This window comes from Streptomyces sp. Inha503 (assembly GCF_047215865.1).
In the GTDB taxonomy this organism is placed as follows: domain Bacteria; phylum Actinomycetota; class Actinomycetes; order Streptomycetales; family Streptomycetaceae; genus Streptomyces; species Streptomyces lycopersici.
Genome location: NZ_CP178360.1, coordinates 7010561 through 7026773, shown reverse-complemented (window position 1 = coordinate 7026773; position 16213 = coordinate 7010561). Strand labels below are relative to the sequence as shown.

The 16213-nt window shown below is 66.8% G+C and carries 10 protein-coding genes and 3 rRNA genes; 2 read left to right on the top strand and 11 right to left on the bottom strand.

The window, feature by feature from the left end:
• Positions 1-369: 369 nt before the first annotated feature.
• Positions 370-1176: an ECF subfamily RNA polymerase sigma factor, BldN family gene (locus ACJX2R_RS29495; protein WP_086884617.1), complete on the top strand. Its 807-nt coding sequence runs from the start codon at positions 370-372 to the stop codon at positions 1174-1176.
• A gap of 217 nt (positions 1177-1393) precedes the next feature.
• The gene (locus ACJX2R_RS29490; protein WP_413102623.1) at positions 1394-2638 is read left to right on the top strand and encodes a DUF5667 domain-containing protein; all 1245 of its coding nucleotides are present in this window, start codon (positions 1394-1396) and stop codon (positions 2636-2638) included.
• Between the two features lie 51 nt (positions 2639-2689).
• Here ACJX2R_RS29490 and ACJX2R_RS29485 read toward each other — a convergent pair whose 3' ends face one another.
• The 11 genes from ACJX2R_RS29485 to ACJX2R_RS29435 form a co-directional block, all read right to left on the bottom strand.
• Positions 2690-3736, bottom strand: coding sequence for a lysophospholipid acyltransferase family protein (locus ACJX2R_RS29485; protein WP_413102622.1), 1047 nt, complete (start codon positions 3734-3736; stop codon positions 2690-2692).
• A gap of 14 nt (positions 3737-3750) precedes the next feature.
• The gene (locus tag ACJX2R_RS29480; protein WP_262701554.1) at positions 3751-4794 is read right to left on the bottom strand and encodes an NAD-dependent epimerase/dehydratase family protein; all 1044 of its coding nucleotides are present in this window, start codon (positions 4792-4794) and stop codon (positions 3751-3753) included.
• 212 nt (positions 4795-5006) lie between these two features.
• The gene (locus tag ACJX2R_RS29475; RefSeq protein WP_003948845.1) at positions 5007-5105 is read right to left on the bottom strand and encodes a 30S ribosomal protein bS22; all 99 of its coding nucleotides are present in this window, start codon (positions 5103-5105) and stop codon (positions 5007-5009) included.
• A 128-nt stretch (positions 5106-5233) separates the two neighbouring features.
• The gene (locus ACJX2R_RS29470) at positions 5234-5443 is read right to left on the bottom strand and encodes a helix-turn-helix domain-containing protein (protein WP_014053989.1); all 210 of its coding nucleotides are present in this window, start codon (positions 5441-5443) and stop codon (positions 5234-5236) included.
• A gap of 129 nt (positions 5444-5572) precedes the next feature.
• On the bottom strand, positions 5573-6388 hold the full coding sequence (locus tag ACJX2R_RS29465) for a phosphatase (RefSeq protein ID WP_413102621.1): 816 nt from the start codon (positions 6386-6388) through the stop codon (positions 5573-5575).
• Positions 6389-7527: 1139 nt separating this feature from the next.
• A complete protein-coding gene (locus ACJX2R_RS29460; RefSeq protein WP_413102620.1) occupies positions 7528-8700 on the bottom strand; it encodes an acetoin utilization protein AcuC in 1173 nt (390 codons plus the stop codon).
• Complete coding sequence (locus ACJX2R_RS29455; protein WP_413102619.1) at positions 8669-9901, bottom strand: MFS transporter; 1233 nt, start codon at positions 9899-9901, stop codon at positions 8669-8671. Before ACJX2R_RS29455 ends, ACJX2R_RS29460 begins: the two co-directional genes overlap by 32 nt.
• A gap of 24 nt (positions 9902-9925) precedes the next feature.
• Entirely contained in the window at positions 9926-10582 is a 657-nt protein-coding gene (locus ACJX2R_RS29450; RefSeq protein WP_413102618.1) for an HAD family hydrolase, read from the bottom strand.
• A 76-nt stretch (positions 10583-10658) separates the two neighbouring features.
• Positions 10659-10775: ribosomal RNA gene (gene rrf / locus ACJX2R_RS29445) — 5S ribosomal RNA — on the bottom strand.
• A 96-nt stretch (positions 10776-10871) separates the two neighbouring features.
• Positions 10872-13993: ribosomal RNA gene (locus ACJX2R_RS29440) — 23S ribosomal RNA — on the bottom strand.
• A 285-nt stretch (positions 13994-14278) separates the two neighbouring features.
• Positions 14279-15805, bottom strand: a 16S ribosomal RNA gene (locus ACJX2R_RS29435).
• Together the 16S, 23S and 5S rRNA genes form the textbook arrangement of a ribosomal RNA operon.
• Positions 15806-16213: the final 408 nt, after the last annotated feature.

The window sequence follows — 16213 nt, the reverse complement described above, 5'->3', positions numbered from 1 at the left end:
GATCGCGCTCCGTGACGACGTGCCCATCGATACACAGCGTCACCAACCGAACGCGCCCGCCCTGTTTCGGTCATTCCGTGCTTCCTACCCCACAGCGCCCCCGCCAGTCCCCTTACCGCCGCTTTGTCACAACACGCCACACAATCGCACAACCCACGAACGGTTCCGGTCAATTGGCGGTACGCATTCGATACTTGATGCGTCATCAATCCATAACAGAGCGAACGGAAACGATGATTTGAGCAACTGGGTGTAGTGCCGCCTGTACGAAGCGTTATTCTCCTTAGACGCAAACCGGTACCCACGCGTCCCTACGGCGGGTGACGGTCCCGTACTGCACGTGATGGAAGCTCTGCCTCTGGGAGTCCCGTGTACCCACACGTCGGGGTTGACGCCTCGGGCCTGGCTACGCTGCGCGCAACGGTCCTCGACTGTCTGCGCGGCTTCGTCCCCACCGCGTATGCCGTCCCCGCCCTCGCCACCCCACAGCCCGTCAGCCCAGCCGTCGGCACGGTCGACCGCCCCGGCCAGGCCGGTCCGTGCTACGCCCTGGCGGACGGCGGCGCCGCGGTCGGCAGACGTTCCCGCGGCTCCACCCCCACCGCCCGGCGCCCCGGCGCCGACAGCGACAGCCGCCGCATGATGGACCTCGTCGAGCGCGCCCAGTCCGGGGAGGCGGAGGCGTTCGGCAGGCTCTACGACCAGTACGCCGACACGGTCTACCGCTACATCTACTACCGCGTGGGCGGCCGGGCCACGGCCGAGGACCTCACCAGCGAGACGTTCCTGCGCGCCCTGCGCCGCATCGGCACCTTCACCTGGCAGGGCCGCGACTTCGGCGCCTGGCTGGTGACCATCGCCCGCAACCTCGTCGCCGACCACTTCAAGTCCAGCCGCTTCCGGCTGGAGGTCACCACCGGCGAGATGCTGGACGCCAACGAGGTCGAGCGCAGCCCCGAGGACTCCGTCCTCGAATCGCTGTCCAACGCCGCCCTGCTCCAGGCGGTGCGAAAACTCAACCCGCAGCAGCAGGAGTGCGTGACGCTCCGCTTCCTCCAGGGCCTCTCGGTCGCCGAGACCGCCCGGGTCATGGGGAAGAACGAGGGTGCGATCAAAACGCTTCAGTACCGGGCCGTACGCACCCTGGCCCGGCTTCTTCCGGACGACGCCCGCTGACCGCCCGTAGCCTCCCGGCCACGGCCCGCCCGCCAGTCGGGAGGGCCCTCGGGGAGGGCGTAACCCGGGTGCTGCGCCGCTCGTTGTGGGGGATGCAGGCGCCTTGTGGTCGTACCCTGCCCGTGATCCACTCACTCGATCGGGTGGATGCGCGCATGGCACGGAACCCTCGGGTGTCCTGGGGAGTCGACCGTCACGACGAGAGGAGGTGCCGCCTGTGATCGCGAACGTATCGGCACACCGGCGGGCGAACGCCTTCGCCAAGGCCCTGGAGGCCCTGGAGGCCCTGGAGAGCAACCACCAGGCCGCCCGGGACGAGACGCCGCAGCAACAGCCAGGTTCCCCACCGGCGGAGAGCGCCGAGCGGAGACGGCTGCTGGCCCTGGCGAGCGGGCTGGGCGAGCTGCCGGCACCGACATTGGACCCGGAGGTCCGCGCCACCCAGCGGGCGCAGCTGGTCGCCGCCATGGAGGCGGCCTTCGCCGAGGGGGCGCCGCGCGTGCCCGAGCAGCGCCGCCGGCCCAGTGGCGCCCACCGGGCCAAACCCCCGGTGGCAAGATTCCGCCCCCGTTCCCGCTGGTCCAAGGGGCTCGCGGCCGGGGGGCTCACGGTCGGCGTGGCGGCGGGCGCGTTCGGCGGCGTCGCCGCGGCCAGCTCGAACGCGCTGCCGGGCGACACCCTCTACGGGTTCAAGCGCGGTATGGAAGACCTCAAGCTCGAGATGGCGGACGGCGACGCCGACCGGGGCCGGATCTATCTGGACCAGGCGTCCACCCGGATGAGCGAGGCGCGCCGCCTGATGGAGCGGACCCGCACCGGCGATCTGGACCATGACTCGCTGGGCGAGATCCGCCGGGTCCTGGCCGGGATGCGCCATGACGCCTCCGAGGGCCACCGGCTGCTGCACCAGGTCTATGAGCGCGACGGCTCGCTCGGCCCGATCCAGCAGCTGTCCACCTTCTCCCAGGCCCACCGCGACGGCTGGAGCCGACTGCGCGAGCAGCTGCCGGTCCAGCTCATGGACGTCGGCGACGAGGTGAGCTCGGTCTTCGACGCCATAGACCAAGAGGTCGGTCCGCTGCGGGCGTTGCTGCCCACGAAGAAGGAGCAGCAGGCCCAGTCCGGCCCGCAGACCGGCCACACGCCGCAGCGCGCGGGCGGGATGGCCCCGGACGACCGCCCGGCGTCCGCCTCGGCCACCCCGAGCGGCAGCCGCACCGACGAGAAGACGGCCCCGCGCCCGCACCCGTCGTCCTCGGCGAGCACCCACAGCCAGAGCGGCGGCCTGGTGGGCGGGGCCGGCGACCTTCTGGACCCGCCACTCGGCGGCGGATCCAGCCCCAGCCCGTCCACGGGCAAGGGCGACCCGGGCAGCAAGCCGTCCCAGCCGGACATCACCATCCCCCCGCTGCTACCGGACCTGCTGCCGGGCCTGAGCATCGACGGCGACGACACGAGGTGAAAGGCCCTGGGGGTGGTGTTACGGCGCACACCACCCCCAGGGACCAAGCCGTCAGAAGAACACCGACCGCCGCTGGACGAGCAGCTTGTAGAGCGTGTGCTGGATCGTTTCTCGTACCTGGTCGGTCAGGTTGAACATCAGCATCGGGTCGTCCGCCGCCTCCGGCGGATGCCCGTCGGTGGGGATGGGCTCGCCGAACTGGATGGTCCACTTCGTCGGCAGCGGCACCGCGCCCAGCGGCCCGAGCAGCGGGAAGGTCGGCGTGATCGGGAAGTACGGAATGCCGAGCAGCCGGGCCAGGGTCCTCGCGTTCCCCACCATCGGGAAGATCTCCTCCGCGCCCACGATCGAGCACGGCACGATCGGCGCCCCCGCACGCAGCGCCGTCGAGACGAAGCCGCCCCGCCCGAAGCGCTGCAATTTGTACCGCTCCGAGAACGGCTTGCCGATCCCCTTGAAGCCCTCCGGCATCACCCCGACCACCTCGCCGCGCTCCAGCAGTAGCTGGGCGTCCTCGGCACAGGCGAGGGTGTGCCCGGCCTTGCGGGCCAGCTCGTTGATGACGGGGAGCATGAAGACCAGATCGGCCGCGAGCAGCCGCAGATGGCGCTTGGCCGGGTGGTTGTCGTGCACGGCGACCTGGAGCATCAGCCCGTCCAGCGGCAGTACCCCGGAGTGGTTGGCGACGACGAGCGCGCCGCCGCTCTCGGGGATGTTCTCGATCCCCTTCACCTCGACCCGGAAGTACTTGTCGGACAGCGGGCGGAGCAGGGACATCAGCACCTGCTCGGTCAGATCGTGGTCGTAGCCGAAGTCGTCGACCTCGTAGTCCCCGGTGATCCGGCGGCGCAGAAAGCTCAGCCCGTGGGCAAGCTTGCGCTCCCAGTCGCCGCTGCCCGGGGCGGGCTTGGGCGAGTCGGGCGGCAGGGGCGGCACGGTCGCGGCCGCCGTCTGGGGGCGCTGTTCGAGCGCCTCGTCGCGCTGCTGCGGTACGGGCTTGAGCGAGCCCTGGGAGCGGCCGCCGCGACCCAGCCGGGGGACCTTCCTCCGGGACGACCGGGGTTCCTCACCGAACGGAATGACCTTGGCGTCCGCCATGGTGGTTGCGCTCCTTAAGGCTGGGCGCCGGCGGGCAGCAGCGCGGCGAGCCGGTCGATGTTACGGGCGAGGGTCTCGGGCGGGAGCAGCCCGGGGCCGCGGCTGTGCGCATAGTCCGCGAGGGCGCCGGCGGTGGTGTGTTCGGGTTCGAACCCCAGGGTCTCGCGCATCTGGGTGGTGGCCACGACCCGGCCGTGGGTGAGCAGCCGGATCTGCTCGGGCGAGAAGTCGGTGATGCCGAGGGAGCGCAGCGCGGTGCGGGCCCAGCGCAGGGTGGGCAGCAGCAGCGGCAGGGTCGGGCGGCCGAGCCGCCGGGCGGCCTGGGAGAGCAGCAGCACCCCGTCCCCGGCGATGTTGAACGTACCGCTGTTGAGCGTGGACCGGCGCGGCTCGGAGGCCGCGATCCGCAGCACCTCGATGGCGTCCTTCTCATGGACGAACTGGAGCCGTGGGTCGTAGCCGATGACGGTGGGCAGCACCGGCAGCGCGAAGTACTCGGCGAGCGGGGAGTCCGCGCACGGCCCCAGGATGTTGGCGAAGCGCAGCACGCACACCGCGACATCGGGGCGGCGCCGGGCGAAGCCGCGGACATATCCCTCGACCTCGACGGTGTCCTTGGCGAAGCCACCGCTGGGGAGGGATTTGGGCGGCGTGGTCTCGCTGAAGACGGCGGGGTCGCGGGGCGCGGAGCCGTACACATTGGTACTGGACTTCACCACCAGCCGCTGCACCGACGGGGCCTTCTGGCAGGCGCCGAGCAGCTGCATGGTGCCGATGACGTTGGTCTCCTTGACCGAGGCGCGATTGCCGCGCGCGCCCAGCGGAGTGCCGTTGATATCCATGTGGACGACGGTGTGGACGCCGTATTCGGCGAGCAGTTTCCCGATCGTGGGATGACGGATATCGGCCCGGACGAAGTCGGCGCCGCCGAGGTGGTGTTCGGGCGGCACGGCGTCCACGCCGATCACTCGCTCCACATCGGGTTCGCGCTGTATACGCCGGACGAAACGGCCTCCCAGCCGGCGAGCGACTCCGGTGACGAGCACGACCTTTCCCAAGATCAGCGCCTTCCTTCCCACCCTCGTCCGAGCTGGGCTGTGCCGAACACCGTAACCGCTCGATGTTGCGCTGTGATGACCACTCGCCGCGCGGTGCGACGTTTTGAGCCGGGGCCGAAGGGGCGAACGTGGCTTCAGGCCGGTGCCACCCACGCACCGCAGCCCTCCCACCGGTGGTGGGAGGGCTGCGGGACGAACACAGCGTCGCTTGCTTACTTCTTGTTGCGACGCTGGACGCGCGTGCGCTTGAGCAGCTTGCGGTGCTTCTTCTTGGCCATCCGCTTGCGCCGCTTCTTGATAACAGAGCCCACGACTACCCTCGCTCACTTCGATTCACTCGGTGCGGGGCGTCCGAGCCCACACGACCTACATCGGGCCAGCCTACCCGGCGCCGAGCGAACCACGTAATCCGAGGGTCCTCCCCGGGCCCGGAAACGGCCTAGGCGGACTCCACCCCCACATACGATTCGCGGAGGTATTCATGAACCGCTTGCTCTGGGACCCGGAAAGACCTGCCCACCCGGATCGCCGGCAGATGACCACTGTGCACCAAGCGGTACACGGTCATCTTGGACACTCGCATCACCGAGGCGACTTCCGCCACGGTCAGAAACTGAACCTCGTTCAGAGGCCGTTCGCCAGCAGCCATGACAACACCTGAACCTTCCGCACATGTCGGGCACCGGCTTCCCCTCCGGTGACTCCTGGTCGCATGCGCGCTCCACCCCAGGTTAGGGGCGGGTGATGCAAGTGGGGAAGAGGAGTAGCGATCGGACGCCTACTGTGACAGACACGCTCGATTGAGTACATAGCGAGTAATCGGCCGGTAGTAACCAGACCGCACACCGTCATCAAGCGGAACGGCGACGGACACCCGCCCCTCGGCCTCCCCGACGAACAGCGCGGGGTCGTCCGTGTCCCCTGGCCCGATGGCCTCAAAGCCCAGCTGACCTGCTCCGCAGACCCATCCGTGGTCCCCGATGACAAGCCCCGGCAGGGGCCCGCCGGACTCCGCGGCACAGCCGAGCGCGACCCGAACCGGGAGCGGCGAATGGCTGTGGGCGCCCGGCTCACTCGCGGTCGGGCGAGCGCCGGGCGCCCGCACCATCGCGACACCTCGTACGTAGGTGAGCCGGTGGGTACGTACGCCGAACCGCGTCGTTATGTCGATACATCTACCCTCCGCGGGAGTGAGAACACGGCAGCCCGCCGCCGAGAGCGCCGACGCCAACGCGGCGTAGAAGCCGAGGAGACGGTGCGGATGGCCGGTGCCGAGGAGCACCGGGACCCGGTCCCGGGCGGCACCGCGCAGCCGGTCCGCGAAGGCGTCCAGCGCGGCGATCGTGAGCTCCGGATCGATCACATCCGGCCCCGAAACATTGGCCGGGTCGACCGAAACCCCGCATTTCTCGCCCATCAGGCCGAGCAATTCCATAAAGGACCAGTCGTATTCGGGCTCCAACCCGAGCAGCACCCGGGGATCCCGGGCCGCGAAGAGCCGATAGCGGCGCAGGCTCTCCTCCCGGCTCGTGGCCACGGGCCCGGCAAGCCGCGCCACCAGCAGATGCGCGCGCAGCGCGGCGGTACTCAACACGCCCCCGATGCTGACGGACCCACCCCGCCGGCCGCCCGAATATGCGGCCAGACCCCACGGTTGGCGTAACGCCCGCAAGGGAGCGTCCAACACGTCGCAGGGGCTCCGCCCCTGGCCCCCGGGGCGTTTGGGGCGGAGCCCCGGCCCGGGGTTTGGGACGGAGCCCCCGGCCGGGTGTTTGAGGCGAAGACCCCACCCGGGATCTGGGACGGAGCCCCCGGCCCGGGGTCTGGGGCGAAGCCCCCGCCCGGGGTTTAGGGCGAAGCCCCCGGCCCGGGACCTGGGGCGAAGCCCCCGCCCGGAGTCCGGAGCGACCCCGCACGGGGTCTGGGCGGGGCCCCCGACCAGGGTCTGGGGCGAAGCCCCCGCCCGGGGTTTAGGGCGAAGCCCCCGGCCCGGGACCTGGGGCGAAGCCCCCGCCCGGAGTCCGGAGCGACCCCGCACGGGGTCTGGGCGGGGCCCCCGACCAGGGTCCGGAGCGAAGCCCCCGCACGGGGTTTAGGGCGAAGCCCCCGCACGGGGTCTGGGGCGGAGCCCCGGCCGGGGTCTGGGGCGAAGCCCCCGCACGGGGTCTGGGGCGGAGCCCCGGCCGGGGTCTGGGGCGAAGCCCCCGCACGGGGTCTGGGGCGGAGCCCCGGCCGGGGTCTGGGGCGAAGCCCCCGCACGGGGTCTGGGGCGGAGCCCCGGCCGGGGTCTGGGGCGAAGCCCCCGCACGGGGTCTGGGGCGGAGCCCCGGCCGGGGTCTGGGGCGAAGCCCCCGCACGGGGTCTGGGGCGGAGCCCCGGCCGGGGTCTGGGGCGAAGCCCCCGCACGGGGTCTGGGGCGGAGCCCCGGCCGGGGTCTGGGGCGAAGCCCCCGCACGGGGTCTGGGGCGGAGCCCCGGCCGGGGTCTGGGGCGAAGCCCCCGCACGGGGTCTGGGGCGGAGCCCCGGCCGGGGTCTGGGGCGAAGCCCCCGCACGGGGTCTGGGGCGGAGCCCCGGCCGGGGTCTGGGGCGAAGCCCCCGCACGGGGTCTGGGGCGGAGCCCCGGCCGGGGTCTGGGGCGGAGCCCCAGTTGTGGGGAGGGGCGGGGAGGGGGAAGCACCGATATGCGGCTCCGCCGCGTGGCCCGCCGCAGGCGTTCCGGTCGCCTGCGGGCCTTACGGCAGCAGCCCGTGGTGCGGGAAGACCGCCCGGCGCGTCGCCAGGATCGCCTGGTCCAGGCGGCTCGCCGGGTCGTACCCGGCCTCGTGGAAATCCTGCCAGTCCGGCTCCCGCCCGTCCGTCATCCGCCGCGGCGCGTCCATCCGGGTCCGCCGGTACACCTCCGCCCGCCACTCCTCCGGCACCGCCGTAGTGGCCTCCACCGGCCGCCCGGCCGCGATCGCGACCAGATGCGTCCAGGACCGCGGCACCACGTCCACCACCGCGTACCCACCGCCCCCGAGCGCCACCCAGCGCCCGTCCGCGTGCTCGTGCGCCAGCCGGTGACAGCTCTCGGCGACCGCCCGCTGCGCGTCGACGGTCACCGCCAAATGGGCCAGCGGATCCTCGACATGGGTGTCGGCGCCGTGCTGGGTCACCAGCACCTGGGGACGGAACGCCGCCACCAGCTCCGGCACCACCGCGTGGAAGGCCCGCAGCCAGCCCGCGTCCGAGGTCCCGGCCGGGAGCGCCACGTTGACCGCCGAGCCCTCGGCGCCCTCCCCGCCCGCCTCCTCCGGCCAGCCGGTCTGCGGGAACAGCGTCCGGGGGTGCTCGTGCAGCGAGATCGTCAGCACTCGCGGATCGTCCCAGAAGGCCGCCTGCACCCCGTCCCCGTGGTGGACGTCCACATCCACGTACGCGACCCGCTCCGCCCCCAGCTCCAGCAGCCGCGCGATCGCCAGCGCCGCGTCGTTGTAGATGCAGAACCCGGACGCGCCCCGCGGCATGGCGTGGTGCAGCCCGCCCGCGAAGTTCACCGCGTGCAGCGCCTCCCCGCGCCAGACGTCCTCGGCCGCGCCCACCGACTGCCCGGCGATCAGCGCGGACGCCTCGTGCATCCCCGCGAAGGCCGGATCGTCGATCGTCCCGAGGCCGTAGGAGCCGTCCGCCGCCTCCGGGGCGGCCGAGGCGCGGCGTACCGCCTCGATGTACTCCTGCCCGTGGACCAGGCGCAGCGTCGACTCCCCGGCCGGCTTGGCGGCCACCACCCGGACCGCCCGGTCCAGCCCGTACGCCTGCACCAACCGCATGGTCAGCGCCAACCGCACCGGGTCCATCGGATGCCCGGCGCCGAAGTCGTATCCGGTTACTTCCTCATCCCACATCAACTGTGCGCGGCCGCTCATGCCCGTCACCGTATCCGGCTGGTACAGGGCTGAACGACCTCGCATACCGGATCGTCATCAGCACGAGCGCCATCGGCACCAGCATCGCCGCACGGTAGTTCCACGCCCCGCCGAGCGCGCCGACGAGCGGGGAGCCGATGAGGAAGCCCACGTAGTTGAAGATGTTGAGGCGTGCGACGGCGGCATCGGACGCCCCGGGGAAGAGCCGCCCCGCGGCCGCGAAGGTCTGCGGCACCAGTACGCACAACCCGAGCCCCAGCAGCGTGAACCCGGCCATCCCCACCCAGGCGCCGGGCGCCACCGCGACCACCGCGAAGCCCCCGCCCGCGAGCAGCGCCCCGGTCCTGACCACGGCGACCGCGCCGAAGCGCCGCACCCCGAGGTCGCCGAAGGAGCGGCCGAGGAGCGTGGTGACCATGTAGACGTTGTACGGGACCGTGGCCAGCTGCTCGGAGCTGTGCAGCACGTCCTCCAGATACTTGGCGCTCCAGTTGGAGACGGTGGAGTCGCCGATGTAGGCGAAGGCCATGACGAGACAGAGCGGCAGCAGTGCCCGCATGCTCACGGAGGTCCCGGCCCTCACCACTTCGGTCGGCTCGGCGACCCGCTGGTCGCCCCGCTGGTCGACCCGCTGATCGACGTACCAGCGGCTGGCGATCAGTGCGACGGGCACCAGGATGGCCACCAGCGGCGCGTAGAGCGTGGGCAGCGGCAGATCCCAGTGCGCCCCCGCCCAGGCGAGCGAGGCCCCGGCGATCCCGCCCAGGCTGTACGCGCCGTGGAAGCCGAGCATGATGCTGCGCCCGTACGCGCGCTGGAGGCTCACCCCGAGCATGTTCATCGACGCGTCGAGCGCCCCGACCGTCAGCCCGAACACCGCGAGCGCCACGGCGAGCTGCCACACCGCCGACCCCGATCCGGCGCACAGCAGGGCGAGGGAGACGATGGGCTGCACCACGCGGAGGACCAGTCCCGGGCGCATCCGCTTGACGAGATGCTCGGTGGCGACGCTGCCCACACCGGCGAGGATCGGCACGGCGGCCAGGAAGAGGGGCAGCAGCCCATCGGATATCCCGTACCGGTCCTGGAGCGCGGGTATGCGCGTCACCAGCAGAGCGAAGATCGCGCCCTGGACGAAGAAGCTGATGGCCAATGAGGCCCGGCCCTGCCGGAGCCGGCGGCTCGGACGCGAATCCGTCATGGGCGTGGAGCGTACGGCCCCTGGCTACTTGTGGGTAGAGGTGAGCACTCCTCGCAGCTCGGCCATCTCCATGAAGAGGCCTCGGGCCGCGGCGAGTTTGGCGGCGGGTGTCATGGCCGTGTAGCCGTACACATCCATCCCGGCGGCCAGGGCGGCCTGCACCCCGAGCGGGCTGTCCTCCACGACGGCACAGCGCTCGGGCGCCACGCCCATGCGCTCGGCCGCGTGCAGAAACAGATCCGGGGCGGGCTTGCCCCGGCCCACGTCCTCGGAGCTGAAGATGTGGTCCTCACCGAAGAGGTCGTACAGCCCGGTCGTACGGAGGGCGACGCGGATGCGCTCATGGCTTCCGGAGGAGGCGACACAGTACGGAACGCCGTCGGCCCGCAGCTTCTCCAGAACCTCGGCCACACCGGCCACCGGCCGCAGCTCGCGGCGGAAGGCGTCGAAGACCCGACCGTGGAAGGTGCTGTCGAAGTCCGCTGGAAGCCGCCGGCCCGAGCGCTCGAGGACCAGGTCGTGGACGCGGTGCATGGCGGAGCCCATGTAGTCGCGTATGGAGTCCTCGTAGCTGGTGGGGTGCCCCAACTCCGTGAGGTAGGCGGCGAGAAGCCGGTTGGAGATGGGCTCGCTGTCGACGAGCACTCCGTCATTGTCGAAGATGACCAGGTCATAGCGCATATGCCCAGCCTACAAACAGAAATGAGAAAAGCCCGGTTGAGAGCCGAAGCTCCCAACCGGGCTTTTCGTAAAATTTGTTCGGCGGCGTCCTACTCTCCCACAGGGTCCCCCCTGCAGTACCATCGGCGCTGAAAGGCTTAGCTTCCGGGTTCGGAATGTAACCGGGCGTTTCCCTAACGCAATGACCACCGAAACACTATGAAGATTCAAACCGGACCCACCCACACACGGGTGGGTGGGGGTCGGACGGTTCGTTGCTTCAGAACCAACACAGTGGACGCGAGCACCTGAGGACAAGCCCTCGGCCTATTAGTACCAGTCAACTCCACCGGTCACCCGGCTTCCATATCTGGCCTATCAACCCAGTCGTCTACTGGGAGCCTTAACCCATCAAGTGGGTGGGAGCCCTCATCTCGAAGCAGGCTTCCCGCTTAGATGCTTTCAGCGGTTATCCCTCCCGAACGTAGCCAACCAGCCATGCCCTTGGCAGAACAACTGGCACACCAGAGGTTCGTCCGTCCCGGTCCTCTCGTACTAGGGACAGCCCTTCTCAAGACTCCTACGCGCACAGCGGATAGGGACCGAACTGTCTCACGACGTTCTAAACCCAGCTCGCGTACCGCTTTAATGGGCGAACAGCCCAACCCTTGGGACCGACTCCAGCCCCAGGATGCGACGAGCCGACATCGAGGTGCCAAACCATCCCGTCGATATGGACTCTTGGGGAAGATCAGCCTGTTATCCCCGGGGTACCTTTTATCCGTTGAGCGACGGCGCTTCCACAAGCCACCGCCGGATCACTAGTCCCGACTTTCGTCCCTGCTCGACCCGTCGGTCTCACAGTCAAGCTCCCTTGTGCACTTACACTCAACACCTGATTGCCAACCAGGCTGAGGGAACCTTTGGGCGCCTCCGTTACCCTTTAGGAGGCAACCGCCCCAGTTAAACTACCCACCAGACACTGTCCCTGATCCGGATCACGGACCCAGGTTAGACATCCAGCACGACCAGAGTGGTATTTCAACAACGACTCCCCCTGAACTGGCGTCCAGAGATCACAGTCTCCCACCTATCCTACACAAGCCGAACCGAACACCAATATCAAGCTGTAGTAAAGGTCCCGGGGTCTTTCCGTCCTGCTGCGCGAAACGAGCATCTTTACTCGTAATGCAATTTCACCGGGCCTATGGTTGAGACAGTCGAGAAGTCGTTACGCCATTCGTGCAGGTCGGAACTTACCCGACAAGGAATTTCGCTACCTTAGGATGGTTATAGTTACCACCGCCGTTTACTGGCGCTTAAGTTCTCAGCCTCGCCCCATCGAAACAGAGCTAACCGGTCCCCTTAACGTTCCAGCACCGGGCAGGCGTCAGTCCGTATACATCGCCTTACGGCTTCGCACGGACCTGTGTTTTTAGTAAACAGTCGCTTCTCGCTGGTCTCTGCGGCCACCACCAGCTCAAGGAGCAAGTCCCATCACCAGCAATGGCCCCCCTTCTCCCGAAGTTACGGGGGCATTTTGCCGAGTTCCTTAACCATAGTTCACCCGAACGCCTCGGTATTCTCTACCTGACCACCTGAGTCGGTTTAGGGTACGGGCCGCCATGAAACTCGCTAGAGGCTTTTCTCGACAGCATAGGATCATCCACTTCACCACAATCGGCTCGGCATCAGGTCTCAGACACATACTGGACGGATTTACCTACCCAGCGTCCTACACCCTTACCCCGGGACAACCACCGCCCGGGCTGGACTACCTTCCTGCGTCACCCCATCACTTACCTACTACCACCTTGGACCGTCGGCTCCACCACTCCCCTCAACTCCGAAGAGATCAGGGCGGCTTCACGGACTTAGCATCAGAGGATTCGATACTGGGCGTTTCAAAGCGGGTACCGGAATATCAACCGGTTGTCCATCGACTACGCCTGTCGGCCTCGCCTTAGGTCCCGACTTACCCTGGGCAGATCAGCTTGACCCAGGAACCCTTAGTCAATCGGCGCACACGTTTCCCACGTGTGTATCGCTACTCATGCCTGCATTCTCACTCGTGAACCATCCACAACTCGCTTACACGGCTGCTTCACCCGGCACACGACGCTCCCCTACCCATCACAGCCCCCGTTAGGGGCACATGCTGCAATGACACGACTTCGGCGGTACGCTTGAGCCCCGCTACATTGTCGGCGCGGAATCACTTGACCAGTGAGCTATTACGCACTCTTTCAAGGATGGCTGCTTCTAAGCCAACCTCCTGGTTGTCTCTGCGACTCCACATCCTTTCCCACTTAGCGTACGCTTAGGGGCCTTAGTCGATGCTCTGGGCTGTTTCCCTCTCGACCATGGAGCTTATCCCCCACAGTCTCACTGCCGCGCTCTCACTTACCGGCATTCGGAGTTTGGCTAAGGTCAGTAACCCGGTAGGGCCCATCGCCTATCCAGTGCTCTACCTCCGGCAAGAAACACACGACGCTGCACCTAAATGCATTTCGGGGAGAACCAGCTATCACGGAGTTTGATTGGCCTTTCACCCCTAACCACAGGTCATCCCCCAGGTTTTCAACCCTGGTGGGTTCGGTCCTCCACGAAGTCTTACCTCCGCTTCAACCTGCCCATGGCTAGATCACTCCGCTTCGGGTCTTGAGCGCGCTACTCAACCGCCCTATTCGGACTCGCTTTCGCTACGGCTTCCCCACACGGGTTAACCTCGCAACACACCGCAAACTCGCAGGCTCATTCTTCAAAAGGCACGCAGTCACGACCGTGCTCCGAAGAACACGGCGACGCTCCCACGGCTTGTAGGCACACGGTTTCAGGTACTATTTCACTCCGCTCCCGCGGTACTTTTCACCATTCCCTCACGGTACTATCCGCTATCGGTCACCAGGGAATATTTAGGCTTAGCGGGTGGTCCCGCCAGATTCACACGGGATTTCTCGGGCCCCGTGCTACTTGGGTATCGCACAAGCAAGTTGCTGACATTTCAGCTACGGGGGTCTTACCCTCTACGCCGGGCCTTTCGCATGCCCTTCGCCTACATCAACAATTTCTGACTCACCCAGCCGCCGGCAGACGACTGAAGTACGAACCCACAACCCCGCATGCGCAACCCCTGCCGGGTATCACACACATACGGTTTAGCCTCATCCAGTTTCGCTCGCCACTACTCCCGGAATCACGGTTGTTTTCTCTTCCTGCGGGTACTGAGATGTTTCACTTCCCCGCGTTCCCTCCACATACCCTATGTGTTCAGGTATGGGTGACAGCCCATGACGACTGCCGGGTTTCCCCATTCGGACACCCCCGGATCACAGCTCGGTTGACAGCTCCCCGGGGCCTATCGCGGCCTCCCACGTCCTTCATCGGTTCCTGGTGCCAAGGCATCCACCGTGCGCCCTTAAAAACTTGGCCACAGATGCTCGCGTCCACTGTGCAGTTCTCAAACAACGACCCGTACCCCGTCACCCACACCCACAGGCGCAGTACACCGGGACCGGCACCGAAGAAACAAGCATTCCTGCCCGTACCTTCAGACACCCAACAGCGTGCCCGACATCGCCTGTCCGCCTTGACTCTGTGTTCCACGCCGAAGCAGTACTAACAGACAAAGCATCCGAAACCATGCCGAGTAGTCAACGTTCCACCCATGAGCAACCGTGCAGGACACTTGCCTACAGTCGGCTATGCGCTCCTTAGAAAGGAGGTGATCCAGCCGCACCTTCCGGTACGGCTACCTTGTTACGACTTCGTCCCAATCGCCAGTCCCACCTTCGACGGCTCCCTCCACAAGGGTTGGGCCACCGGCTTCGGGTGTTACCGACTTTCGTGACGTGACGGGCGGTGTGTACAAGGCCCGGGAACGTATTCACCGCAGCAATGCTGATCTGCGATTACTAGCGACTCCGACTTCATGGGGTCGAGTTGCAGACCCCAATCCGAACTGAGACCGGCTTTTTGAGATTCGCTCCACCTCACGGCTTCGCAGCTCATTGTACCGGCCATTGTAGCACGTGTGCAGCCCAAGACATAAGGGGCATGATGACTTGACGTCGTCCCCACCTTCCTCCGAGTTGACCCCGGCAGTCTCCTGTGAGTCCCCATCACCCCGAAAGGCATGCTGGCAACACAGAACAAGGGTTGCGCTCGTTGCGGGACTTAACCCAACATCTCACGACACGAGCTGACGACAGCCATGCACCACCTGTACACCGACCACAAGGGGGACCCTGTCTCCAGAGTTTTCCGGTGTATGTCAAGCCTTGGTAAGGTTCTTCGCGTTGCGTCGAATTAAGCCACATGCTCCGCCGCTTGTGCGGGCCCCCGTCAATTCCTTTGAGTTTTAGCCTTGCGGCCGTACTCCCCAGGCGGGGAACTTAATGCGTTAGCTGCGGCACGGACAACGTGGAATGTCGCCCACACCTAGTTCCCAACGTTTACGGCGTGGACTACCAGGGTATCTAATCCTGTTCGCTCCCCACGCTTTCGCTCCTCAGCGTCAGTATCGGCCCAGAGATCCGCCTTCGCCACCGGTGTTCCTCCTGATATCTGCGCATTTCACCGCTACACCAGGAATTCCGATCTCCCCTACCGAACTCTAGCCTGCCCGTATCGAATGCAGACCCGGGGTTAAGCCCCGGGCTTTCACATCCGACGCGACAAGCCGCCTACGAGCTCTTTACGCCCAATAATTCCGGACAACGCTTGCGCCCTACGTATTACCGCGGCTGCTGGCACGTAGTTAGCCGGCGCTTCTTCTGCAGGTACCGTCACTTGCGCTTCTTCCCTGCTGAAAGAGGTTTACAACCCGAAGGCCGTCATCCCTCACGCGGCGTCGCTGCATCAGGCTTGCGCCCATTGTGCAATATTCCCCACTGCTGCCTCCCGTAGGAGTCTGGGCCGTGTCTCAGTCCCAGTGTGGCCGGTCGCCCTCTCAGGCCGGCTACCCGTCGTCGCCTTGGTAGGCCATCACCCCACCAACAAGCTGATAGGCCGCGGGCTCATCCTGCACCGCCGGAGCTTTCCACCACCAGACCATGCGGTCGGCAGTCATATCCGGTATTAGACCCCGTTTCCAGGGCTTGTCCCAGAGTGCAGGGCAGATTGCCCACGTGTTACTCACCCGTTCGCCACTAATCCCCGGCCGAAACCGGTTCATCGTTCGACTTGCATGTGTTAAGCACGCCGCCAGCGTTCGTCCTGAGCCAGGATCAAACTCTCCGTGAATGCTTCCGGGCTATCCCGGCAACACATCACGAGAGCGGAACGGAACCGGAGGAATAACCCGGCCCGTTCACAGCGTCCTCGCTGTGTTTTTCTTCAAAGGAACCTCGTCCACGAGTGGACGGGGTATCAACATATCTGGCGTTGACTTTTGGCACGCTGTTGAGTTCTCAAGGAACGGACGCTTCCTTCGAAACCGTTTCACCGGCTTCTCCGGGCGCTTCCCTTCGGTGTTTCCAACCTTACCAGACCCGATTTCCGGTCGTTTCCGATCCGAATTCCGTTTCCGGCCCCCTGCTGGAGCGGGGTCTTTCGCGCCTTCCGGCGTGTCCACTACTTTAGCGGATTCCCCCGGATGCTCATAATCGAGTTCCCCGGTCCGAATTCCGGCATGCCGAAATCCATCCCGAT

Bases quoted from the DNA above. Each gene is read 5' to 3' on its own strand.
- ACJX2R_RS29470 (WP_014053989.1), bottom strand. From the start codon at position 5,443: ATGGCTGCTGGCGAACGGCCTCTGAACGAGGTTCAGTTTCTGACCGTG.
- ACJX2R_RS29450 (WP_413102618.1), bottom strand. From the start codon at position 10,582: ATGCGCTATGACCTGGTCATCTTCGACAATGACGGAGTGCTCGTCGAC.
- ACJX2R_RS29460 (WP_413102620.1), bottom strand. From the start codon at position 8,700: ATGAGCGGCCGCGCACAGTTGATGTGGGATGAGGAAGTAACCGGATAC.
- ACJX2R_RS29455 (WP_413102619.1), bottom strand. From the start codon at position 9,901: ATGACGGATTCGCGTCCGAGCCGCCGGCTCCGGCAGGGCCGGGCCTCA.
- ACJX2R_RS29485 (WP_413102622.1), bottom strand. From the start codon at position 3,736: ATGGCGGACGCCAAGGTCATTCCGTTCGGTGAGGAACCCCGGTCGTCC.